Source organism: Ensifer sp. EB106-05-01-XG146 (assembly GCF_058791875.1).
The window spans coordinates 3104325-3126740 of the sequence record NZ_JBYTDX010000001.1; the positions used below are offsets into that span (position 1 = coordinate 3104325).

The following is a 22416-nucleotide window of genomic DNA, read 5'->3' on the forward strand; positions in this document are numbered from 1 at the left end:
GGCTGAACGGCCACGGCTTCCCAATTCGATGCCGTGCCTATACATCAAGGTCTGCGCGATAACAAGTGCCGCACGGAAGACTCATGGGCAATCCCTTCCTCCGTGTCTGGCGAAAGGGGTCAAGTGTCGTCAAGAGAAAACCAGGCGCCTGCGCGCAAGTCCATCCGCCCGCTCGCCACGCTCCTCCCCTATCTCGCCCGCTACCGACATCTGGTCGTCGGCGCCGGCATTTCGCTGATCCTCGCTGCCGTGACCACGCTGGCGCTGCCGCTCGCTGTTAGGCGGATGGTCGACAACGGTTTCTCCAGTCCCGACAGCGGCTTCATCAACACCTACTTCTCGATGCTGATGATGCTCGCCATCGTGCTGGCGCTGGCGAGTGCGGCGCGCTACTACTTCGTCATCACGCTCGGCGAGCGCATCGTTGCCGACTTGAGGCGCAATGTCTTCGATCGCGTCACCCGCCTTTCCGCCTCCTTCTTCGACGTCAACCAGTCCGGCGAGATCGTCTCGCGACTGACCGCCGACACCACCCAGGTGAAGTCTGCTGTCGGAGCCACCGCGTCGGTCGCGTTGCGCAACCTGATCCTGTGTCTCGGGGCCATCGGCATGATGGTCTATACCAGCCCCAAGCTGTCGAGCCTGGTGCTGATCGCGATCCCGATCATCGTCTTCCCGCTCGTCGGCTTCGGCCGTTCCGTCCGCCGCCGCTCGCGCCAGGCGCAGGACACGCTCGCTGCCGCCTCGGCCTATGCCGGCGAGGCGATTGCCGCATCGCGCACAGTCCAGGCCTTCAATGGCGAAGGGCTTGCCAACAGCCACTTCGGAGCCGCCGTCGAGGATGCCTATGGCGCGGCGCGCGCCGCGATCAAGGCGCGCTCGGTGCTGACCGCTTTCGCCATCACCATGGTGTTCGGCAGCGTCGTCGCCGTGCTCTGGTTTGGCGCGCACGACGTACTGTCAGGTAATCTCTCCGCCGGCACGCTCAGCCAGTTCCTGCTCTATTCGGTCTTTGCCGCGGGCAGCCTCGGTTCGCTCTCGGAAGTCTGGGGCGAACTCTCGCAGGCAGCGGGTGCTGCCGAGCGGCTGAACGAGCTTCTGACCGAAATTCCCGAGATCCAGGCTCCGGAAAATCCCGTCGCCATGCCGGTCCCGGCGACCGGCGCCATCGCCTTCGACGACGTTCATTTCGCCTACCCGTCGCGACCCGACTACAAGAGCCTCAACGGCCTCAGCTTCAACATCGCGCCCGGCGAGACTGTTGCGATCGTCGGACCGTCCGGCGCCGGCAAGAGCACTGTGTTCTCCATGCTGCTTCGCTTCTACGACCCTGCCAAGGGCGCAGTGCGCGTTGATGGCGTCGACATTCGCACCGTCGATCCGAAGGATCTGCGCGACCGCATTGCGATCGTGCCGCAGGATGTGACGATGTTCGCCTCGTCCGTGCATGACAACATCGCCTTCGGCATGCCGAATGCCAGCCGCGAGGCGGTGCGTGCCGCCGCCGTCGCCGCGCAGGCGGACGAGTTCATCAACAGGCTCGACAAGGGTTACGACACCTATGTCGGCGAACGTGGCGTTACACTTTCCGGCGGCCAGCGCCAGCGCATCGCCATCGCCCGCGCCATCCTCAAGAACGCGCCGGTGCTGCTTCTCGACGAAGCAACCTCGGCCCTCGACGCCGAGAGCGAGACGCTGGTTCAAAAGGCGCTCGACGGCCTGCTGCACGAGCGTTCGACCATCATCATCGCCCATCGGCTGGCGACCGTGCTGAAGGCCGATCGTATCCTGGTGCTGGATCATGGCCGTATTGTCGAGGAAGGAACCCACGCCTCCCTCATCCGCCAGGGCGGGCTTTACGCCAAGCTTGCGCGGCTGCAGTTCAACCATGGCGCAGAGGCCCTGTTCGTCAACGTGCAGAGCTAAACGCACCGCACGGCGCGAAAAGCGTCCTCCGATTTGCCGTAAAGCGGTTGCCGACGGGAGGCCGAGCCCTATTGTTAGGGGGCCGGCCGAGGAGGCCGGCATCGCTTTCTGCTGAATTGATCGGGAGGACTACCGCATGGCATTTTCGCACCTGACCCGGCGTGCCGCTCTGGCGCTGGGCCTGATGGCGCTGACGGCGCTGCCCCTTGGCTCGACGGCACTGGCCCAGGACTTCCCCGACCGGCCGATAACGCTCGTCGTTCCCTTTGCCGCCGGCGGTTCCACCGACGTGGTTGCCCGCATCGTCGCGCAGAAAATGTCGGAGGACCTCGGCCAACAGGTGATCGTCCAGAACGTTGCCGGCGCCGGTGGCAATCTCGGCGCAGACAATGTCGCCCGCGCCGATCCGGACGGCTATACGATCCTGATGGGCACGGTCGCCACCCACGCGCTCAATCCGCTGATCCTGAAGACCAAGCCCTACGACCCCGAAAAGGATTTCGCGCCGATCTCCCTGCTCGTCGTCGTGCCCAACGTGCTCGTCGTCAATCCGGAACTCCCGGCCAAGGACGTTGCGGAACTGCTGGCACTCCTGAAGGCCAAGCCCGACGAGTACAGCTATGCGTCTTCCGGCAACGGCACGCCGCTGCACCTCTCCGGCGAACTCTTCAAGAAGATGGCCGGCGTCAGCATGCAGCACATCCCCTACAAGGGCGCAGGCCCGGCGCTGAACGATGTCATCGGCAACCAGGTGCCGATCATGTTCGACAACCTCCCCTCCTCCTCCAGCCACATCAAGGCGGGAACGCTGAGGGCGCTTGCGGTGACCACGGCGGAACGGGCACCGTCCTTCCCGGATGTGCCGACAGTCGCCGAGGCCGGCATTCCGGGCTACGAGACCTACACCTGGAACGCGCTCTTCGCCCCGGCCAACACGCCTCAGCCGGTCGTCGCCCGCCTCAACGAGGCGGCCAACAAGGCGCTGAAGGATCCCGCTGTCGTCGAGCGCATGAAGGAATTCAGCGCCACGATTGTCGGCTCGACGCCGGAAGAGCTGGAAGCCCATGTGAAAGCCGAATTGGCGAAGTGGACGCCGGTCGTTCGTGACGCCAATGTGCAGATGGATTGACGATCAGAACGAGCGGGGCCCCTCATCCGACTGCCGCCACCTTCTCCCCGCAGGCGGGGAGAAGGGACTTGTGGCGCGGTCCGTGCGTATGCGCCAGCACATACGATGTTACTCGGTTGCCTGAACCTCGATGTACCGCGCCGCCTCGGCGGCGATTACACGTGAGGGTATCGTTGCACAATCGACCGTCACCTCCCCGCTTGACGAGAAGAGGGCTAGGATGAGGGGCAAATACGCGGCAAGGAGCCATCACACCCCGGCAGCACCCCGCCCCGCGGCCCGGCCGGAAAAGATGCAGCCGCCGAGGAACGTGCCTTCGAGTGCGTTGTAGCCATGCATGCCGCCCCCGCCGAAGCCGGCGACTTCGCCGGCAGCGTAGAGACCGGGCACCGGCTCGCCCGATTGCTCCAACACCTGGCCTGACAGGTTGGTTTGAAGCCCGCCCAGCGTCTTGCGCGTCAGGATATGCAGCCGAACGGCAATCAGTGGGCCGGCCTTGGGATCGAGCAGCCGATGCGGTTTGGCCGTGCGCAGCAGCCGGTCGCCGCGATAGGCGCGCGCACCGCGGATCGCGGTCACCTGCGCGTCCTTGGAGAATGCGTTGGTAATTTCCCGGTCGCGCGCCACGATCTGCTGCCGCAAGTGCTCCAGCGACAGCCGGTTCTCACCGGTCAGCGCATTCATCGCCGGCACCAGGTCTTCGAGACGGTCGCGCACGATGAAATCCTCGCCCTTGTCCATGAACGCCTGGACCGGCCCCGGCGGGTTCTTGCCGAGCCGCTTTAACAGAAGGGCGATGCTCTTGCCGGTGAGATCGGGATTCTGCTCCGAACCGGAAAGCGCGAACTCCTTTTTGATGATCGCCCGCGTCAGCACGAACCAGCTGTAATCATGACCGCTGTCGCGGATCGCCTTCAACGTGCCGAGCGTATCGAAGCCGGGCATGGCCGGCGCCGGAAAACGGTTGCCGTCGGCGTCGCACCAGAAGGACGAAGGGCCCGGAAGGATGCGGATGCCATGGTCCGGCCAGATCGGATCGAAGTTCTTCAACCCCTCCGTATAGTGCCACATGCGATCCGCATTGATGACCGCGCCGCGCGCCTGGCTGGCGATCTCCAGCATGCGCCCGTCGACATGGTGGGGCACGCCCGCAACCATCGTCGCCGGCGGCTGGCCGAGCCGCTTGCGCGGCCAGTTGCGGCGCACCAGATCATGGTTTCCGCCGATACCGCCTGACGTGACGACGATCGCGCCCGCCGAAATCTCGAAATCGCCGACGATGTCGCGGGAGCTGCGCTCACCGCGCCCGACCGGATCGTCCTTGAGCAGCGCACCGCGCGCACCCGTCACGCGGCCGTCGGTGGTCACAAGTTCATCCACCCGATGGCGGAAGCGGAAGCGCACGAGACCACGACTTTCCGCCTCGCGCGTCAACCGGATGAACGGTTCGAGCACCGCCGGGCCGGTACCCCACGTGACGTGAAAGCGCGGCACCGAATTGCCGTGCCCGTGGGCGAGCCCACCGCCGCGCTCCGCCCAGCCGACCACGGGAAACCAGCGCATGCCGAGCGAGTGCAGCCAGGAGCGCTTCTCGCCCGCGGCAAAGTCGAGATAGGCTTCGGCCCAGAGCCGTGGCCAGTGATCCTCCGGACGGTCGAACTGCGAGGAGCCCACCCAGTCCTGCCCGGCAAGCTCGCGGGTGTCGCGGATGCCCATGCGGCGCTGTTCGGGGCTGTCGACAAAGAACAGGCCGCCAAGCGACCAGAAGGCCTGTCCGCCAAGATTCTGTTCCCCTTCCTGGTCGAGCACGATGACCCTGCGGCCGAGTGCCGCCGCCTCCGCTGCGGCGACAAGGCCGGCAAGCCCCGCGCCGATAACCAAAACGTCGCAATCCATGAAATGCTCTCCCCCTCGCATCCCATCCGGCCCCCCACGCTCTGACACGCAAAGGCCGCCGCAGCCATCTGAATGGCTGCAGAATTGTTACGCGTACGTCAAGGTCAATTCAAGCGCCAGGCTGCGTCGCCCGACGACGGGATACGCGGAGAGCGAAGTCTATTTCTCGGTCAGCTTGAGCTCGATGCGGCGGTTCTGCGCCCGCGCCTCAGGGGTTTCACCCGGTGCAATCGGCTGGTACTCGCCAAAGCCCGCGGCCACTAGCCGATCTGCTGGCACGCCCTTCGAGATCAGGAACTTGACCACGGAGGTCGCACGCGCCGACGAAAGCTCCCAGTTGTCGGCGAAGCGCCCGGCGCCTGAAAGCTGCACATTGTCCGTGTGGCCGTCGACGCGCAGCACCCAGTTGATTTCGGCGGGGATTTCCTTGGCGAGGTCGAGCAGCGCGGTGGCGAGCTTGGCCATTTCCGCCTGCCCTTCCGGATTGAGGTCGTTGCCACCAGAGGGAAACAGCACCTCCGACTGGAAGACGAAGCGGTCGCCGACGATGCGGATGTTTTCACGGTCGGAAAGAATTTCCCGGAGGCGTCCGAAGAAGTCCGAGCGGTAGCGGTTGAGTTCCTGCACCCGCTGGGCAAGCGCCACGTTCAGCCGGCGTCCGAGATCGGCGATCTTGGTCTGCGACTGCTGGTCCTTGGCTTCCGACGCCTGAAGCGCGACTTCGATGGCGGCGATCTGGCTGCGGAGCGCGGCGATCTGCTGGTTCAGCAGCTCGATCTGGCTCATGGCCCGGGCGCTGACTTCACGCTCGGTCTCAAGCTCAGAGCCGAGACGGCCGATCTTCTGGTTGGCGGCGTCCGTGCTCCCGGCGCCCTGGTCGAGCAGGGCCTGCAGCCGTGAGCGTTCGCCTTCGGACGTGGCGAGCGACGCCTGCAGATTGGCAAGCGAATCCTCGAGATCCTGCTTGCCGCTCTTTTCGAGCGCCAGAAGCTGGGTGAGTTCGTTGATCTGGCTGTTCAGCCGCGTCAGCACCTCGTCCTTGCCGCTGATTTCGCGACTGAGCAGAAACTGTGCAAGGACGAAGACGGTCAGCAGGAACATGATCGACAGCAGCAGCGTCGACAGTGCGTCGACGAAGCCCGGCCAATAGTCGATCGTGCGCTGAGAGCGGCCTTTTCGGGCAAGCGCCATGGATTACTCTCCTCCGGCCTCTTCCACGCGCGCCTTGGCCGACACGGCCGGCTTGTCATGCGCAGGCGACCGGTCGGAGATGCCGACCCGCGATGCCAGCTTGTCGAGCGTCTTGCGCATCGCCTTGGCTTCGTCCTGCTGAGCCTCGATCCAATCCCGCAGCATCTGCTGTTCGCCGCGCATGTTCTTGACCAGCCCTTGAATGCCTTCGGCGAGGCTTGCCATGGCCGCGGTCGTGCGCTGGTTCGCGCCGCCCTCATGGTTGAGGCGGACGAGCTGGTCGGTGAGCCTCTTCAGCTCCTCGACCGGCGCGCCGGCGGGCAGATCGAGCGCCGGCGAAAGTTCCGAGCCGACGTCCGTCACGGAGGAGAGCCAGTTTTCAAGCTCGGTGTAGAAGCGGTTCTGCGCGCGCCCGGCCTGCAGATCGAGAAAGCCGAGGATCAGCGAACCGGAAAGGCCGAAAAGCGACGTCGAAAACGCCGTGCCCATGCCGGTGAGCGGTGCCGACAGGCCATTCTTCAGCGCCGAGAGGATGTCTTCCGTCGTTCCCGATCCGGCATCCAGAGACTGGATGACCGTGTTGATCGAGCCGATCGTTCCAAGAAGGCCCCAGAAGGTGCCGAGCAGGCCGAGAAACACCAGAAGCCCGGTCAGGTAACGCGAAATGTCACGCGATTCGTCGAGGCGGGTGGCGATGGAATCGAGGATCGACCGCAGCGCCGTGGTCGAGATCGCCGTCTGGCGACCGCCGATCAGCGCCCGCATCGGCGCAAGCAGCACCGGATCGCGCCCGACCTTGTCGGCGCTGCCGGCGGCACGAAACGAGTTGAACCAGCGCACCTCGGGGCGCAAGCCCAGCACGTGGTTGAAGACGAGCAGGATGCCGATCAGAAGGACACCGAGGATCAGGCCGTTGAGGCCCGGATTGGCGAGAAAGGCGTTTTGGGCCTGACGGAAGAGGATTGCACCCACGAAGCCGACGATGATCAGAAAGACCACCATCGTCCAGAAATAGTGCATGGGGCTCGAGAGCTTGTGCGGGTTGTAGCCGTCTTCCATACCTTCCCGACCGTTCCACCCGGACAGATGCAGTTTCGTCATGGGTATGAGTATCTCCCGCTTCACTTGACGGAACGGCGCCGCGCCGGCCCGGAGCCTATCGCATAATTCCTGAAACCGAAATCGATTCAAGGGCCAATTTGTGTATGCAGCCGGGATCACGCCACGGCCTGCAGGTCGCCAGTTAGGCACAGGCCTGTGGCGGTGTCGTGTTGCACCGCCCAGCTTCGTGCCAAAAACAAAGCCTCCGATGCGGGGTGCGCATCGGAGGCTTCGGAACGAACGGGATTGCGACTTACTTCGTCGGCACCGGGCGGTGAACGACTTCCGTCAGCGCCTTGACGATGTATTCGTTGCCGCAGATGACCGAACCGTCATCGACCGGGCGGGCGCCGCCGTTGATATCGTGCGTCCAACCACCGGCTTCGCGAATGAGAAGCACACCGGCGGCAATATCCCAAGCGGCAAGGTCGCGCTCCCAGTAGCCGTCGAAACGGCCGGCAGCGACATAGGCAAGATCGAGCGCAGCCGAGCCCATGCGGCGGATACCTGCAACTTCGCCCATCACATGGCGCAGTTCGATCAGGTACTTGCCGTGGTTGCCGCGGCCAAGATGCGGCGTGCCGGTGGCGATGACGGCATCGGAAAGATGCTTGCGTGCAGCGACGCGCAAACGACGGTCGTTGAGGAAGGCGCCACCGCCGCGCTCGGCCGTGTAGAGTTCATCGGTTGCCGGGTTGAAGACGACAGCGCCGACGATCTCGCCCTGGCGCTCCAGTGCGATCGAAACTGCGAAATGCGGAATGCCGTGCAGGAAGTTGGTGGTGCCGTCGAGCGGATCGACGATCCAGCGGTGCGCACCGTCGGTGCCGATGATCTCTTCGCCTTCCTCGCCGAGGAAGCCATAGGTCGGGCGAGCCTTCAGGAGTTCTTCGCGAATGAGCTTTTCGGCCTTACGATCGGCCTGCGAAACATAGTCGCCCGGTCCCTTGAGCGAGACCTGCAGGTTCTGGACTTCGCCGAAATCGCGGGACAACGACTTGCCCGCCTTGAAGGCGGCCTGAACCATGACATTGAGAAGTGCTGAACGGGCCATCTGGCGATCCCTTGAAAAACGAAGGCCGATCGAACGCGTTCGATCGGACGTTGAACCTGCTTGACGAAACATAGGCGCATTGCCGGCCCCAAGGGCAAGCTGCAAACCGTGTTCCGTCGTCAAAAAACCGAGTGAAGTCTCACTCCGCTCGCGCATTGCTGCCACTGTCATGGCGCCACGAGCAAAACCGCGGCCTCAGAACCACAAAAGCCCCGCGAGTTCAAGCGAAATAGCATTTTTGCCGGCCGGCGGCGACGGGATTCCGCCTCGCTCAGCTCCGGCGATACCTGTTGGCCGCACTCAGCGCCTGCTTCTGCTGCTCTTCATTGAGACCGAGGTAGAAGTCCTCGAGCGCATCGTCCTTGAGACCGGCACGGCGTGACAGCACATACCATTTCGCCGCCTCGACCGGGTTGGGCCTCGTGCCGATGGCATTGACATAGAGATGCGAGAGACGGTTCTGCGCCACCACGTTGCCGCCCTCGGCCGCCCGGCGCATCCAGCCGAAGCCGTCCTCCAGGTTCCGATCACCGGCAATGCCTTCGATCATCCAGATCGCGATGTCCAACTGGGCGGTATCGAAGCCCGCCCGCGCCGCACGGATCAGCCATTCGCGGGCACGCGCCCGCTTGCTTTCCTCGATGCCGTCGACATTGACCAGGATCTGCGACAACGCATATTGCGCGTCGGCAATGCCCTGTTCGGCCGACTTCTCGTAATAGGGCATCGCCAGCTTCAATCCCTTCGGTCCGGGATTGTCGGCAACGAGCGTCTGGCCGTAATTGAACTGTGCCGAGCCATTGCCGAGATCGGCCGCCTTCTTCATCAGCTCTTCGGACTTTTTCCGGTCACGCTTGGCGTAGCGCCCCTCCATCAGGATCAGGGCATATTTGAACATCGCCGCCGGGTCGCCTTTTTCCGCCGCCTGGCCATACCAGAAGGCAGCCTGCTGCGGGTTGCGCACGACGCCAAGCCCCTGCTGCAAGATTTCGGCAATCAGCGTCTGTGCCGCAGGATCGCCGAGCTGCGCCCGTGGCAGCGCCAGATCCATCGCGGTCAGGTAATAGCCGCGCTGAAACGCGCCGTAGGCGTCGTCGACCTTGCCGGCGAAGGGTTTTTCGGCCGGCAGCGCCGGCAATTCGGCGCCCATGCGATCAAAGACACCCACGCCTCCAGATGGCGCCGTGCCGTCCGCCGGCTTCTTGTCCGAAGCCGCGTTCGACTTGTCGCCAGTCTCGGCTCCTTCGGGCATCGCAGCGCCGTTGAAGGGCGTGATGCGGCCACGCTTTTCGACGCCGGCATCGTCGCTTGCGGACGGCTTCTCCTGCGCATGCGCCGGCAGCGCCAGGGCAACGGCCAGGGCGACAAGGGAAAGACCTCGACTCAATCTGGAAGACGGACGGTTCAACATCGAAACGTCTTAATCTTCAAACCGTGGCGCTTTTTCGTCAAGCAACGCGTTGACCGCGGCAACGACGGAGGGCGCCTGTCCTGGCTCACCGAAGACGGCCAGACGAAGCGCCACGAACTCGGCACCGGTCTCCGCCACTGCAAGCGCCGATTGCGGATCGGTGCCGCCCATGACGATGCACGGGATCTCGATCATCGACGCCCACCATTCGGCAAGCGCGAGGTTCTTCGAATGCGCCTCCGGCTTGATGTCGCCGTCGGTCCTGCCGAAGAACACGTAGTCCGGGCGCACTTCGCCGATCTCCAGCGCATGGTGGCGGTCGGCCGCGTTGCCGCCGCCGACGATCAGCTTCGGCGTGTGCTTCTCGACCGCCTCACCGAGCACTTCGGCATTGCCGGAAACATGCAGGCCATCCGCCTTGGCGCGGCCGGCAACGCGCGAGTCGCCCGCGATCAGCGCTGCGGCGCCCGCCTCCTGGATGACCGGCACCAGGCGCTCGGCATGCTTCTGGAACTCGCTATCGTCGAGCCCGTATTGCGGCACGATCACCGAGGCGACGTCGCCACCCTTGAGCGCGTCGGCGAGCACCTTGGCACGTTCCGCCGCATCGGGCATGTCGGGCGCGATCAGCACCAGGCGGCAGCGTTCTGTTGTCATGCTCAGATATCCATTTCCGGCTGTGCCGCGTAAGCCGCGAAACCAGCGCTCGATTTCATTTCCGAAAACCGATAGACGGAGACTGCAAAAGGATCAACAGCCACCCATGCTTCCGGATCTCGACTTCTACCTTATCGCCATCCCGGCCGTTCTGCTTGTCGGCCTCAGCAAGGGCGGCATGGGGGAAGCACTTTCGCTCATGGGTGTACCGATCTTGTCGATGGCGGTGTCGCCCGTCCAGGCCGCCGCCCTTCTCCTGCCGATCCTGATCGCGATGGATCTTGTATCGCTCTGGATGTGGCGCAAGCATGGCGACCGCAAGACCCTTTTCATGCTTTTGCCCGGCGCCATTGCCGGCATCGTCATCGGCTGGGCAACCTCCGCCTATGTCTCGCGTGACCTGCTCCGCCTGATCATCGGCCTGATCACCGTGCTCTTCGTGCTTCGCTACGTCTACAACATCTGGCGCATGCGCCTCGGCATCACCATCGCGCCGAAGACGCAGCGGGCCGGGCCGGCGGCGCTTTGGGGCTCGTTCGCCGGCTATGGCAGCTTCGTTGCGCATGCCGGCGGCCCGCCCTTCCAGATCTACGCGCTGCCACTGCAGCTCGACCCGCGCGAATATACCGGCACGATCGTGCGCTTCTTCGCGATCCTGAACGCGGTGAAGCTCATTCCCTATTTCGCACTCGGGCAACTCGACCTCAGCAACCTGAAAATCTCGGCGACGCTCTTTCCGCTCGCGATCGTCGCGACCGTGTGCGGCGCCTTTATCGTTCGCCGCATGAAGCCGCAGATCTTCTACCCCTTCATGTATAGCATGGCCTTCATCGCGGGCTCGAAGCTGCTCTGGGACGGTATCGTCGGCCTCGCTGCGGGCGGCTGAGCCGCCACCCAAGTATTACGGAAATATTGCAAAGCAAAATTAGCGTTTCGCACCGCACAAAATTCTTGCTGCCTTGCAAAAATTCGCCTAACGTCCGCCCATGACGATCGCGGACCCTTTCGATGCCATTGCGGACCCGAACCGGCGCTACCTGCTGGAGGAATTGCGGCGCGCGCCGAAAACCGTGAACGAGCTGGCCGAAGGCTTGCCGATCAGCCGTCCGGCCGTATCGCAGCACCTGAAAGCCTTGCTGGACTGCAATTTGGTCTCGGTCTCGGCGAGCGGCACGCGGCGGATCTATGCGATCAACCGGCCGGGGTTTGACCGCCTCAACCTCTGGCTCGACCAGTTCTGGTCTTGAGCTTGGAAGCGACGACCCGGAAAACAAGAGGACCGGGCGTCAAGCCCGGCCCGAAATTCCATATATTCCACTGTGGGGGATTGGTTCTAAACCTTGTTGCGCCTACTCAGAGGGGAGATGGCGCTTCCCGATGGTTCTGGGAAATACCGTTGATAATCAGTGAGTCGAGGAGCGAAGCCTTTCGATTTCGTCCTTGATGCGCAGCTTCCTTCGCTTGATATCGGTAATCAGTTCGTCTTCCACGGACGGCTGATTCATCGCTACGTGGAGCTCCTGCTCCAGGGCGCCATGTTTTTTCTCAAGCGTTGCAAGATGAGCCTCAACAGTCATTTGGCAGTCCCTTCCTTTTGCTTGCATCCGGCACGCAAATGCCGGATGTTTCATGGTTGTAACCTTACTACTGTGCCATGCCATTTTTCATTTGTCGAAGGCGAAATGATGACGAGGGATAACTTCCCGTTACCGCCCAAGATGTGATAGAGCGGCGCATGAAATTCCGGTTCGAGGAGGACTTCGCAACCGGGCTGATGGGGATCGCTTTGCATGCCGGACCAGGACCAGGCCGAACTCAGACTGACCGCCGCGCGGCTGAGGCAGGAACATGAAGACTATGATGCTGCCATCAACGCCATGATCGAGACCGGCTGCGACGCGCTCAGAGTGCAGCGCATGAAGAAGAAGAAGCTGGCGATCAAGGACAAGATCAGCAAGATCGAAGACCAGATCATTCCCGATATCATCGCCTGAACGCGGAACAGGACAGACGTGATCGACACCACGACCCCACCCGTCGCCATCATCATGGGAAGCCAGTCGGACTGGGAGACGATGAAGAACGCCGCCGATACGCTCGACGCGCTCGACATTCCCTATGAGGCACGCATCGTTTCGGCCCATCGCACGCCCGATCGGCTGGTCAGCTTCGCCAAGGGCGCCCGCGACGAGGGCTTCAAGGTCATCATCGCCGGTGCCGGAGGTGCTGCGCACCTGCCCGGCATGTGTGCCTCGATGACGCCGCTGCCGGTCTTCGGCGTCCCCGTGCAGTCGAAGGCACTGTCCGGCCAGGACAGCCTGCTGTCGATCGTCCAGATGCCGGCCGGCATCCCGGTCGGAACGCTGGCGATCGGCCGTGCCGGTGCCGTCAACGCAGCCCTCCTTGCCGCAGCCGTCCTTGCGCTTGGCGACGAGGACCTCGCCGACCGGCTCGACGACTGGCGCGAACAGCAGACCATTGCCGTTGCCGAGTATCCGGTGGACGAGGCATGACCACCATCGGCATTATCGGCGGCGGCCAGCTCGGCCGCATGCTGGCGATGGCAGCCGCCCGACTGAACTTCCGCACGGTCATCCTCGAGCCGCAGGTCGACTGTCCGGCTGCCCAGGTCGCAAACGACCAGATCGTCGCTGCCTATGACGACGAAGCCGCGCTCGGAAAGCTTGCTGAAGTCAGCGACATCATAACCTATGAATTCGAGAACGTTCCGGTCGCGGCTGCCGAGCGACTGGCGGCAAAACGCCCCGTCTTCCCGCCACCGAAAGCGCTGGAAGTCGCGCAGGACCGCCTCACCGAGAAGCGCTTCATCAACGGCTGCGGCATTGCCACGGCGCGCTTCCATGCCGTCGACAGCCAGGCCGACCTTGAAGCGGCCCTTGCGGATTTCGGCGGGACCGGCGTGCTGAAAACCCGTCGCCTCGGCTATGACGGCAAGGGACAGCGCGTCTTCCGCTCGACGGCAGACAGCCCAGCGGGCGCTTTCGCAGCACTCGGCGGCGTACCGCTGATCCTCGAAAGCTTCGTGCCCTTCGAGCGCGAAATCTCGATCATCGCCGCCCGCGCGCCCGATGGCGCCGTTGCCTGTTTCGATCCGGCGGAAAACGTGCATCGCAACGGCATCCTCCATACCTCGACGGTCCCGGCAGAGATCGGTGCTGCGGCCGGCGAAGCGGCACGGGTTGCCGCCAAGGCGATCCTCGATGCGCTCGGCTATGTCGGCGTCATCGGCGTCGAGTTCTTCGTGCTCGCCGACGGCAGCCTGATCGTCAACGAGATGGCGCCCCGCGTGCACAATTCCGGCCACTGGACGGAAGCTGCCTGCGTCGTCTCGCAGTTCGAGCAGCATATCCGTGCCGTCGCCGGACTGCCGCTCGGCAATCCGCGTCGCCATTCGGACTGCGTCATGCAGAACCTGATCGGCGACGACCTCGACACGGTCCCCGGATGGCTTGCCGAGGATGACGTGCTGGTGCACCTCTACGGCAAGACCGAGGCCCGCGCCGGCCGCAAAATGGGCCACGTCACGCGGCTCGTCCGCGGCTGAGGACCATAGAAATGCGGGGCAAGACACCAAAATGGGGCGTCTTGTGGTTGACACACCAGGGGTGACACGGTATTTGCCATCCCACCTTAAAGGAGCGCGCTCACGGGCGCGCTTTTGATTGTTAGAGATACCGGGCGAATTTTCATTCCCCGAAACCTGCGGATCAGGAAAATGAAGATCAAGAATTCGCTCAAGTCGCTCAAGACCCGCCACCGCGAAAACCGTCTGGTTCGTCGCAAGGGCCGCATCTACATCATCAACAAGTCCAACCCGCGCTTCAAGGCTCGTCAGGGCTGAGACCCGACAGGGGACTTGGGGACAGCGCTCAAGCGATGTCCCAGAATTGATTTTGAAGTTATTCCGTGGCGAGCTAACATGCTCGCCATGCGAGTTTTTATACCCTTGATTCTGGCGTGTTCCGCCCTGCTCGCCACCTCCACGGGAGCTGGCAATGTTTCCTTCGCGGCGGAAGCCTCGACCCAACCGGAAGCAACCAGCCTCACCACCCCGAAGCAGCGCCTCGACACCCTGTTCGCCGACCTGAAAAAGGAACGCGACCCCGACAAGGCACGCGAGCTCTCCAACCAGATCCGCATCGAGTGGCAGGATTCCGGCAGCGCCACCGTCAACCTGCTGATGCAATGGGCCGACAAGGCGATCACCGACAACAAGCAGCCGGCCGCTCTCGATATCCTCGACCAGGTTATCGCCCTTGCACCCAATTATGTCGAAGGCTGGAACCGCCGCGCGACACTGCATTACGCGATGGGCAACTACCGGAAATCCATGTCGGACATCAATCGCGTGCTGTCGATCGAGCCCCGCCACTTTGGCGCGCTTGCCGGCATGGCGGCGATCCTCGGCGCCTCCGGCAAGGATGAGCTTGCCATGCGTGCCTGGGAACAGTTCCTGGACATTTATCCCGCCGATCGCAAGGCGCAGGAACAACTGGGCGAACTTGCCGAAAAACTCGCCGGCAGCAAGACCTGACAACGCGTGTTCCAGTCGATTGCCAAGCCCGCCACCGCCCATCCTCTCCGACAGGACATCGCTTCTGAAGATCGCGACAGCCGCGCGCCATTTCATCGAACCGATCTGGATCGAATGGCATCGTCACGCCGGCGCGGACCGCCCCACGATCGCCTCGCAAGGCACCTGCGGCCGCACGAGCCTGTTCCTGCAGCGCGTCTTGAGCACCCAAGGCTTCAGCGCCGACTGGGTCTGCGGAACGCCGCGCAGCGGGCCGTTGGAGCCTGAAATCGGACCGTTCGGCTTCAACTGCGGGAAGAGCTGGCAAAGCCATGCCTGGGTCGAATGCGGCGATTTCATCGTCGACATCACAGCCGATCAATTCGGCGCGCCTCCGGTCCTCGTTGTCGATCGCACGGACAACCGCTACAACAAAGGCAACCGGGATGGGGCGCTGCCAGAGTTCGTGCTGGCCCGCCGGCGCGCCGTGGACGACATCTGGCCGCAATGGCAAAGGATAAGTGCCGGTGGCCCCAAGGGTTCGCTTACGCCTTGAAAGCCGGGCGCCGGAAGACAAATAGAGACTATGTTCCCAGTTGCGCTCCTGTCCCTTGCACTGATACTCGCCGGCGTCGCCTACAGCCTCTGGCACGCGCGTAGCTTCGCCCGGCGCTTTCCCAATGTCGGCGAACTGATCGACATCGGCGGCTACCGCATGAACAGCGTACACCTGCCCGCCGGCGGACAAGCCGACCTCTTGCCCGTCGTCTTCATCCATGGCGCCAGCGGCAACCTGCTCGACCAGCTGCATGCCTTCGCACCGGCCCTTGACGGCCGCGCCGAGATGCTGTTCGTCGATCGCCCGGGCCACGGCTACTCGGAGCGCGGCGGGCCGGAAAACGACTTGCCGGACGGTCAGGCGGATGCGACCGCAAAGCTGATGGACAAGCGCGGCATTCGTCGCGCCGTGATCGTCGGCCACTCCTTCGGCGGCGCGATTGCAGCGAGCTTCGCCCTTAACCACCCGGACAAGACCGCCGGCCTCGTCCTGCTGGCGCCGGCGACCCATCCCTGGCCCGGCGGCATCGACTGGTATTACCGCCTGACGGCCCTGCCCTTCGTCGGCTGGCTCTTCGCCCACACGCTGGTGACGCCGCTCGGGCAGCGGCGCATCGAGGGCGGCACACACTCGATCTTTTCGCCCAATCCACGGCCGGCCGACTACATCGACAAGACTGGCCCGCATCTCGTGCTGCGTCCCTCGACCTTCCTCAGCAATGCCCGCGACATCGCCAACCTGCACGCCTATCTGACCGCGACCGCGCCGCGCTACCGGGAGATCGCCGCACCGACGGTGATCATCACCGGCGACAGCGATGGCATCGTGCTGGCCGATATCCACTCACGCGGGCTGGCGCGCGATATCCCCGGCGCCGAGTTGCTCTGGATCGGCAATCTCGGCCATAAGCCCGACTATGTGGTCACCGATGTCATCGTCGCCGCGGTGGAGAAGCTGGCCGGCAAGCCCGGGGATCTGGATGCGGCAGTAAAGCGCGCCGAAGAAAGGCTTGCCGCCGCCAAGACACCCTGATCGTGCCAGGCCATCCGTTGGGCCGCACCTCATCTGGCAGCCTTTCTCGGCGCGCCCGTTATCCCGCTAGCTGCCATCATCAACAAAACACGAAACCCCAGGAGCGGATCAGCGCTCCTGGGGTTTCGTTGCAGTCCGAGAAAGAGAGCGGGCGTCAGACGCCGCTCATGCCGTCCGAGCCGATATAGGCGATACGCAGCATGTTGGTCGCGCCCGGGGTACCGAGCGGCACGCCGGCCGAAATGATGATGCGTTCGCCCGGCTTGCCGAAGCCTTCCGAGGCAACGATGCGGCATGCGCGGTTGACCATGTCGTCGAGGTCTGTCGCATCCTCGGTGACCACGCAATGCAGGCCCCAGACGACCGAGAGGCGGCGCGCCGTCTGCACGATCGGCGACAGCGCGATGATCGGCACCTGCGGCCGCTCGCGGGCGGCGCGCAGACCCGTCGTACCCGACGAGGTGTAGCAGACGATGGCAGAGAGCCGCAGCGTCTCGGCGATCTGGTGGGCCGCAAGCGAAATCGCGTCGGCACCGGTGGCTTCCGGCGGCGTGCGCTGCGCGTAGATGATGCTGGAATAATGCGGGTCGCGCTCGACGTTGCTGGCGATCGACGCCATGGTCGAAACGGCTTCCACCGGATATTCGCCCGAGGCCGATTCTGCCGAAAGCATGACGGCGTCCGCACCTTCGAAGACGGCCGTCGCGACGTCGGAGACTTCGGCACGCGTCGGGACCGGAGCCGAAATCATCGATTCCAGCATCTGCGTGGCGACCACTACCGGCTTGCCGGCGCGGCGACATGCGCGCGTCAGCTGCTTCTGCAGGCCCGGCACCGATTCCAGCGGCATCTCGACGCCGAGGTCACCGCGGGCAACCATCAGTGCGTCGGAGAGCTCGATGATCTCGTCGATGCGGTCGAGCGCCTGCGGCTTTTCGATCTTCGACATCAGGCCGACGCGGCCGCGGGCGATCTTGCGAACCTCTGCCAGGTCTTCCGGACGCTGCACGAAGGAGAGCGCCACCCAGTCGAATTCGCCGGTCGCCAGAACGGCGTCGAGGTCGGCACGATCCTTGTCGGTCAGTACGCCGACGGCAAGCAGCGTATCGGGCAGGCTGACGCCCTTGCGGTCGGAGATCTTCGTGCCGGCGACGACCGTCGTGACGATGCTCTTGCCATCGGTCTTTTCAGCCTTCAGGTGCAGCTTGCCGTCGTCGATCAGCAGCCGATGGCCGGGCTTGACCGCTTCGAGGATCTCCGGATGGGGCAGATAGACGCGGGTGTTGTCGCCAGGCTCGTCCTTGTTGTCGAGCGTGAAGGTCTGGCCGACCTTCAGGTCCACCTTGCCTTCCGCGAACTTGCCGACGCGCAGCTTCGGTCCCTGCAGGTCGCCGAGGATGCCGATCGGCCGGCCACAGCGCGCCTCGACTGCGCGGATGCGCTGCACCAGCGTGCGCATCACGTCGTGGCTCGCATGGCTCATGTTGATGCGGAACAGATCGGCCCCGGCCTCGTGCAGCTTCTGGATCATCTGCTCGTCCGAAGACGCCGGTCCGAGCGTTGCGAGGATTTTGACTTTTCTGTTCCGCTTCATCAATTCTGGCTTTCCTGCGTGCCGGACGGATCCGAAAGCTGAACCATCCAGCTTCCCTGCCGTCCCGTGTCGTACTCTTTGAATCCCATGCGCTGGAAGCCGCGGGCGAAGCAGTCCTGCACGCCCGTGATTTTGAATTCGTTCTCGGCAACGCACATGTTGACGTCACCGGTCCAGCGGCCGCCACGGGCCGCATCTTCCGCGTAAAGATAATAATATCGTGACTGTAGCTCGCCCTCGATCAGGGTCGCGCAGGTGTTGGCAGGCACCTGCCACCAGCCTTCCGTCATCCAGCCGTCCTTGGCTCGGTAGCCGATGGCTACGCCGACCAGTGTCTGGGTGCCGTTGCACACGCGGAAGTCGGCGCGTGCGTCGCTGGCGAAAAGAAATGAGCTTGATGTTGCCAGGAGAAACAGGAGGATGCCTCCCAGTGTCGTCAGCCCCGGCTTCGCTTTGGAAAAAGGATATCTGGACACGGTTTCCGATGGAACTCCGTTTTGATTTGCGTGGCACTTTCTTGCGACGGGCAGCCCCGAAAGTCAACGTAACTCTAATCGATTACAATCGGTAAATTGCTTTCGGATTTCGATAAACAGTTGCGTTTTTCTTGCGATTGACGCCCTCGCGTGCGATCAGCGAGACGGGGCGCTGAAACGGACTGGAACGGCATGCAACACTATTCTCCCTATGAGATTATCGAAGCCAAGCCCACAACCGGGCTCGTGCTCCTTGCCGATCACGCGATGAACCGGCTGCCTGCCGAGTATGGCAGTCTCGGCCTTCCCGCCGCGGCCTTCGAGCGGCACATCGCCTATGATATCGGTGTCGAAGCGCTCGTGCGGCGCCTGTCTGCGATGCTCGATGCGCCGGCCGTTCTCGGCTGCTTCTCGCGCTTGCTGATCGATCCCAATCGCGGCGAGGACGACCCGACGCTGATCATGCGGATTTCCGACGGAGCGATCATTCCGGGAAACCATCCCATCACCGAGAAGGAGTGGGAGAACCGGCTGAACCGGTTCCATCGTCCCTATCACCGCGCCGTCTCCGAGACCATCGGCCGAAGCGCCGAGGCGCATGGCGCAGCACCGCTGGTCATCTCCATCCATTCCTACACGCCGGCCTGGAAGGGCGTCGCCCGTCCCTGGCACGCCGCCGTCCTCTGGGACAGCGACGGCCGCGCCGTTCGGCCACTGATCGACAGGCTCGAGGCACCGGGCGATATCGTCGTCGGCAACAATGAACCCTATGACGGCGCGTTGCGCGGCGATACCATGTTCCGGCACTGCATGGTGCCGGGCATTGCGCATGCCCTGATCGAGGTGCGGCAGGATCTGATCGCCGACTCTGAAGGCGTTGCCGCCTGGGCCGAGCGGCTGGCGCCGATCCTGGCAAGCCTCAACGCCATGCCCGAACTGCATCGGTACGAGCGGCACATCTCGCGCACCGGCGCCTATGATGAAGAGGACGAGCGACCATGACCGAACTGACCCCGGAGCAACAGATCGCCTTCGAGGCCGCCGCCTTTCGCCGGCTGGTCAACCATCTGCGCGAGCACAGCGATGTCCAGAACATCGACCTGATGAACCTCGCCGGCTTCTGCCGCAACTGCCTGTCCAACTGGTATCGCGAAGCCGCCGAACAGGCTGGCGTTCCGCTTGCCAAGGAGGAATCGCGCGAGATCATCTACGGCATGCCCTACGAGGAATGGCGCGAGCGCAACCAGAGGGAAGCATCCGCAGAACAAAAGGCGGCGTTCGAGTTCAACCGGCCCAAAGCTGAGTGAGGAAAGGCGTATGCGGGTTTCCGCGGCATTCCGCTCTAACTCGTAAGCCGCTTCAAAATGATGGCTGGATCGAGCCGACGCAAACCGTCGTGATCAAAGGAATAGGGCCGTTTCGCCCGCCTCTGCCACGGAAATGACCGCGTTGTTGCGCAATCACCCTTGACCTTGGCGGCCGTTCGCGGCACGTCACGGCACCCAAGAAATTCCATTCCCCCTATCAAGGAGAAGACCATGTCGGATGCTCACGGCGTCGCACGCGATCAGCTTCGTGCTTTCATCGAACGGATCGAACGCCTGGAAGAAGAAAAGAAGACCATCGCCGACGACATCAAGGACGTCTATGGCGAAGCCAAGTCCACAGGTTTCGACGCCAAGATCCTGCGCAAGGTCATTTCGATCCGCAAGCAGGACCACGACGAGCGCATGGAACAGGAAGCGATCCTCGACACCTACCTCCAGGCGCTCGGCATGGTGCCGGCAGCCGACGAGGAATAAGCAAGCCTTTTGAAGGCCGCCGACAGGCGGCCTTCGCCTTCCGCGCGTGAACCCGGCAGCAGAGGCTCTCAATGCAGCCGGGAGCCGACATAAGGCGAAGGCAGAATACAGACACGAAAAAGCCCGCCAGATCGGCGGGCTTTTTCGTGTCTAGGGTTTGGTGGAAGCTCAGTTGGTGCTGAACTTCTTCACTTCCATGAAGTTGACGGCATTGCCGCTGAACCGGGCCGTGTCGACGTTTGGTCCAGCGCTGCTGGAGAAGCCGGCGGCATAGACCGTCGTCGGAGCAGTACGCAGAGACTTGCTGACGAAGCGCGGCGCCTTCACCGGCTTGGACAGCGTTGCGACGCGGCCGGTCGAAAGCGCCCATTCGGAAATAATCTTCTGGGTCAGCTTCGGCTCGGCGCGCACCGACGAGCGGGTCGCGGCATCGGCGTCGTTCTTCTTCGGTCGGCCGCCCTTGGCCGGAGCTTCCGCCTGCGTGTCGAAGGCGCTGTCGAAGATCGCGGCGCGCGCATTCGTACCCGACTGCGGCGCATAGGCTGCCATCTCGATCGGCTGCGGCTGGGCAACCGGCTGACGTTCAGCTGGCGTCGGCTGGGCAAGCGCGACACGGGTCTTGGCTTCGGCCGCCACGTCGCGCGGCGGTTCGGCGGATGCCACGACCGGGCGCTCCGCGAAGGAGGGGATCACGACCTGTGCATCGGCAACGGCGGCAAGCGCCGCGTCACCCGCGGGCCGCACGGCCGGAACCGGCACGAAACCGAGCGCCTGCATGTCCGGTTCGGCATCGGCGGATGCGACGAGCGTGTTCATGTCGCGGCGGTCAAGCATTTGCGGTACAGGAACCTTCATCGAGCCGAGGTCGGCAAACTCGCTCGGCATTTCCGAGGTTGGCGGCAGGGCGGCAGCAAGGGCTTCCTGCGCGGGGCTCTTCTCCGGCGCCACCAGGGCTACGGCTACGCCACCATCGGCAGGCGCTTGCTTGAAGGCAGGCCGCACCGCCGGGACCGGCGCATTGATGTTCTGTTCGGCAGCAACCGTCGGCTCGGCGGCGACAGAACCGGCGACGCCGGGCAGCGCTTCCTGAGCGGCGGGCGCGGCAGCCGTCTGCACCTTGGCAGCAGGAGCTGCGCCACCTTCATCGTCGGCACCGGGGCCGGCTGCGATTGCCGAGGGTTCTTCATCCTCGTCACCGCCGCCGCCAAAGAGCATGGCGAACAGGTTGCCGCGGCGCTTGCCGCTCGCCGTATCGCCCGGGCCCGTATCGCCGCCACCGGCGACCTGGATCGCCGACGCGCCGACGCGACGCTTGTAGTCGGCAACCGCCTGGTCATAACCCGGAAGCGGCTTGCCGTCGGACGGCAGATGCATGGTCTTGCCGTCGGGGAAGAGGCGCGCCAATTCGGCACGGCTCATGCGCGGCCAGGCGCGAACGCCACCGACATCCATATGGACGAAAGGCGAGCCGGAAGTCGGGTAGTAACCGACGCCGCCCACCTGGAATTTCACGCCGATTTCACGCAGCGTCTTCAGCTTCACATCAGGCAGATAGAAGTCCATCGCCTTGCCGAGCATGTGCTGGCTCTTCTTGGCGACGCCCTTCGAACGCGAACGCAGCATGCCGTTGGTCGCCGGCGAACGATAGGCCGAAACGACGTGGATGTAATCGCGCGATCCGCTCTTCTGATAGACTTCCCAGACGAGATCGAGCAGGCGCGGGTCCATCTTCGTCGGCTCGTTGCGACGCCAGTCGCGCAGGAAACGGTTGATTTCCTGCAGACCCTTGGCGTCGTAGCGGCCATTGCGCTTGAAGGTGATCTGCGCCTTTTCCTGAGTATGAATGAAATAGAGCTTCAGTGTCCGGGTCTGGCCTGCGGCCTCCACGGGAGGAGCAAAACCAGGCGTAACGAGGGCAGCCGCAAGAGCAACGGATGTCAGAACCTGCGGCACCCGGCGGGTGACCGCCGCGCAGACTCTCGCTAAGGAGCCGAGCGGCTTCTTAAAACCGAACAAATTTGGCATTCAATCCCCGTCCGACGGACAACCGTGCT

24 protein-coding genes are annotated in these 22416 nt (G+C 63.7%); 14 read left to right on the forward strand and 10 right to left on the reverse strand.

What is annotated here, in order from left to right:
• Window positions 1–123: 123 nt before the first annotated feature.
• Entirely contained in the window at window positions 124–1926 is a 1803-nt protein-coding gene (locus tag AC3WVQ_RS15520; protein WP_034806139.1) for an ABC transporter transmembrane domain-containing protein, read from the forward strand.
• Window positions 1927–2062: 136 nt separating this feature from the next.
• Window positions 2063–3055, forward strand: a complete 993-nt coding sequence (locus AC3WVQ_RS15525; protein ID WP_090299720.1) for a Bug family tripartite tricarboxylate transporter substrate binding protein — start codon at window positions 2063–2065, stop codon at window positions 3053–3055.
• A gap of 249 nt (window positions 3056–3304) precedes the next feature.
• Here AC3WVQ_RS15525 and AC3WVQ_RS15530 read toward each other — a convergent pair whose 3' ends face one another.
• The 6 genes from AC3WVQ_RS15530 to AC3WVQ_RS15555 all read right to left on the reverse strand — a co-directional run bounded on the left by AC3WVQ_RS15530 (window position 3305) and on the right by AC3WVQ_RS15555 (window position 10365).
• On the reverse strand, window positions 3305–4951 hold the full coding sequence (locus tag AC3WVQ_RS15530; protein WP_034806137.1) for an FAD-binding dehydrogenase: 1647 nt from the start codon (window positions 4949–4951) through the stop codon (window positions 3305–3307).
• A gap of 159 nt (window positions 4952–5110) precedes the next feature.
• Window positions 5111–6142, reverse strand: coding sequence for a peptidoglycan -binding protein (locus AC3WVQ_RS15535; RefSeq protein WP_034806136.1), 1032 nt, complete (start codon window positions 6140–6142; stop codon window positions 5111–5113).
• A 3-nt stretch (window positions 6143–6145) separates the two neighbouring features.
• Window positions 6146–7243, reverse strand: coding sequence for a MotA/TolQ/ExbB proton channel family protein (locus AC3WVQ_RS15540; RefSeq protein ID WP_034806134.1), 1098 nt, complete (start codon window positions 7241–7243; stop codon window positions 6146–6148).
• A gap of 253 nt (window positions 7244–7496) precedes the next feature.
• Window positions 7497–8297 (reverse strand): inositol monophosphatase family protein, encoded by an 801-nt coding sequence (locus AC3WVQ_RS15545; RefSeq protein WP_034806132.1) that lies wholly within the window; start codon window positions 8295–8297, stop codon window positions 7497–7499.
• A gap of 271 nt (window positions 8298–8568) precedes the next feature.
• Window positions 8569–9708 (reverse strand): tetratricopeptide repeat protein, encoded by a 1140-nt coding sequence (locus AC3WVQ_RS15550; protein ID WP_034806130.1) that lies wholly within the window; start codon window positions 9706–9708, stop codon window positions 8569–8571.
• Window positions 9709–9717: 9 nt separating this feature from the next.
• Window positions 9718–10365: a thiamine phosphate synthase gene (locus AC3WVQ_RS15555; protein WP_060605949.1), complete on the reverse strand. Its 648-nt coding sequence runs from the start codon at window positions 10363–10365 to the stop codon at window positions 9718–9720.
• A 106-nt stretch (window positions 10366–10471) separates the two neighbouring features.
• Here AC3WVQ_RS15555 and AC3WVQ_RS15560 point away from each other — a divergent pair, with 106 nt between their 5' ends.
• Window positions 10472–11251, forward strand: coding sequence for a sulfite exporter TauE/SafE family protein (locus AC3WVQ_RS15560; protein WP_034806126.1), 780 nt, complete (start codon window positions 10472–10474; stop codon window positions 11249–11251).
• 100 nt (window positions 11252–11351) lie between these two features.
• Window positions 11352–11612, forward strand: a complete 261-nt coding sequence (locus AC3WVQ_RS15565) for an ArsR/SmtB family transcription factor (protein WP_090299717.1) — start codon at window positions 11352–11354, stop codon at window positions 11610–11612.
• A gap of 156 nt (window positions 11613–11768) precedes the next feature.
• Here AC3WVQ_RS15565 and AC3WVQ_RS15570 read toward each other — a convergent pair whose 3' ends face one another.
• On the reverse strand, window positions 11769–11942 hold the full coding sequence (locus AC3WVQ_RS15570) for a YdcH family protein (protein WP_034806123.1): 174 nt from the start codon (window positions 11940–11942) through the stop codon (window positions 11769–11771).
• Window positions 11943–12155: 213 nt separating this feature from the next.
• Between AC3WVQ_RS15570 and AC3WVQ_RS15575 the strand changes: the two genes are divergently transcribed.
• The 7 genes from AC3WVQ_RS15575 to AC3WVQ_RS15605 all read left to right on the forward strand — a co-directional run bounded on the left by AC3WVQ_RS15575 (window position 12156) and on the right by AC3WVQ_RS15605 (window position 16490).
• Entirely contained in the window at window positions 12156–12359 is a 204-nt protein-coding gene (locus AC3WVQ_RS15575; RefSeq protein ID WP_034806122.1) for a YdcH family protein, read from the forward strand.
• A 54-nt stretch (window positions 12360–12413) separates the two neighbouring features.
• Window positions 12414–12878: a 5-(carboxyamino)imidazole ribonucleotide mutase gene (gene purE, locus AC3WVQ_RS15580; protein WP_034806641.1), complete on the forward strand. Its 465-nt coding sequence runs from the start codon at window positions 12414–12416 to the stop codon at window positions 12876–12878.
• Window positions 12875–13930: a 5-(carboxyamino)imidazole ribonucleotide synthase gene (locus tag AC3WVQ_RS15585; RefSeq protein ID WP_090299712.1), complete on the forward strand. Its 1056-nt coding sequence runs from the start codon at window positions 12875–12877 to the stop codon at window positions 13928–13930. Before purE ends, AC3WVQ_RS15585 begins: the two co-directional genes overlap by 4 nt.
• A 171-nt stretch (window positions 13931–14101) precedes the next feature.
• On the forward strand, window positions 14102–14227 hold the full coding sequence (gene ykgO / locus AC3WVQ_RS15590) for a type B 50S ribosomal protein L36 (RefSeq protein ID WP_034806120.1): 126 nt from the start codon (window positions 14102–14104) through the stop codon (window positions 14225–14227).
• A 78-nt stretch (window positions 14228–14305) separates the two neighbouring features.
• Complete coding sequence (locus AC3WVQ_RS15595; RefSeq protein ID WP_034806119.1) at window positions 14306–14920, forward strand: tetratricopeptide repeat protein; 615 nt, start codon at window positions 14306–14308, stop codon at window positions 14918–14920.
• A 199-nt stretch (window positions 14921–15119) separates the two neighbouring features.
• A complete protein-coding gene (locus tag AC3WVQ_RS15600; RefSeq protein ID WP_143034267.1) occupies window positions 15120–15455 on the forward strand; it encodes a hypothetical protein in 336 nt (111 codons plus the stop codon).
• A gap of 30 nt (window positions 15456–15485) precedes the next feature.
• Complete coding sequence (locus tag AC3WVQ_RS15605) at window positions 15486–16490, forward strand: alpha/beta fold hydrolase (RefSeq protein ID WP_090299710.1); 1005 nt, start codon at window positions 15486–15488, stop codon at window positions 16488–16490.
• 154 nt (window positions 16491–16644) lie between these two features.
• Here the strand turns inward: AC3WVQ_RS15605 and pyk are convergent, their stop codons facing one another.
• Both pyk and AC3WVQ_RS15615 read right to left on the reverse strand, forming a co-directional pair.
• Window positions 16645–18084, reverse strand: a complete 1440-nt coding sequence (gene pyk / locus AC3WVQ_RS15610) for a pyruvate kinase (protein ID WP_060518631.1) — start codon at window positions 18082–18084, stop codon at window positions 16645–16647.
• Window positions 18084–18560: a DUF1036 domain-containing protein gene (locus tag AC3WVQ_RS15615; RefSeq protein WP_051659725.1), complete on the reverse strand. Its 477-nt coding sequence runs from the start codon at window positions 18558–18560 to the stop codon at window positions 18084–18086. The genes pyk and AC3WVQ_RS15615 overlap by 1 nt, the downstream gene beginning before the upstream one ends.
• Window positions 18561–18752: 192 nt before the next feature.
• On the opposite strand from AC3WVQ_RS15615, the gene AC3WVQ_RS15620 reads away from it, so the two are divergent.
• From AC3WVQ_RS15620 to AC3WVQ_RS15630, 3 genes are all read left to right on the forward strand, one after another.
• Complete coding sequence (locus AC3WVQ_RS15620) at window positions 18753–19562, forward strand: N-formylglutamate amidohydrolase (protein WP_090299708.1); 810 nt, start codon at window positions 18753–18755, stop codon at window positions 19560–19562.
• Complete coding sequence (locus tag AC3WVQ_RS15625) at window positions 19559–19867, forward strand: DUF1244 domain-containing protein (RefSeq protein ID WP_090299706.1); 309 nt, start codon at window positions 19559–19561, stop codon at window positions 19865–19867. The genes AC3WVQ_RS15620 and AC3WVQ_RS15625 overlap by 4 nt, the downstream gene beginning before the upstream one ends.
• A gap of 231 nt (window positions 19868–20098) precedes the next feature.
• Window positions 20099–20362 carry a DUF2312 domain-containing protein gene (locus AC3WVQ_RS15630; protein ID WP_034806111.1) on the forward strand — a complete coding sequence of 88 codons (264 nt, stop codon included), beginning with the start codon at window positions 20099–20101 and terminating at the stop codon, window positions 20360–20362.
• Between the two features lie 168 nt (window positions 20363–20530).
• On the opposite strand, the gene AC3WVQ_RS15635 is transcribed toward AC3WVQ_RS15630, so the two are convergent.
• Complete coding sequence (locus AC3WVQ_RS15635) at window positions 20531–22387, reverse strand: peptidoglycan L,D-endopeptidase MepK (protein ID WP_090299705.1); 1857 nt, start codon at window positions 22385–22387, stop codon at window positions 20531–20533.
• Window positions 22388–22416: the final 29 nt, after the last annotated feature.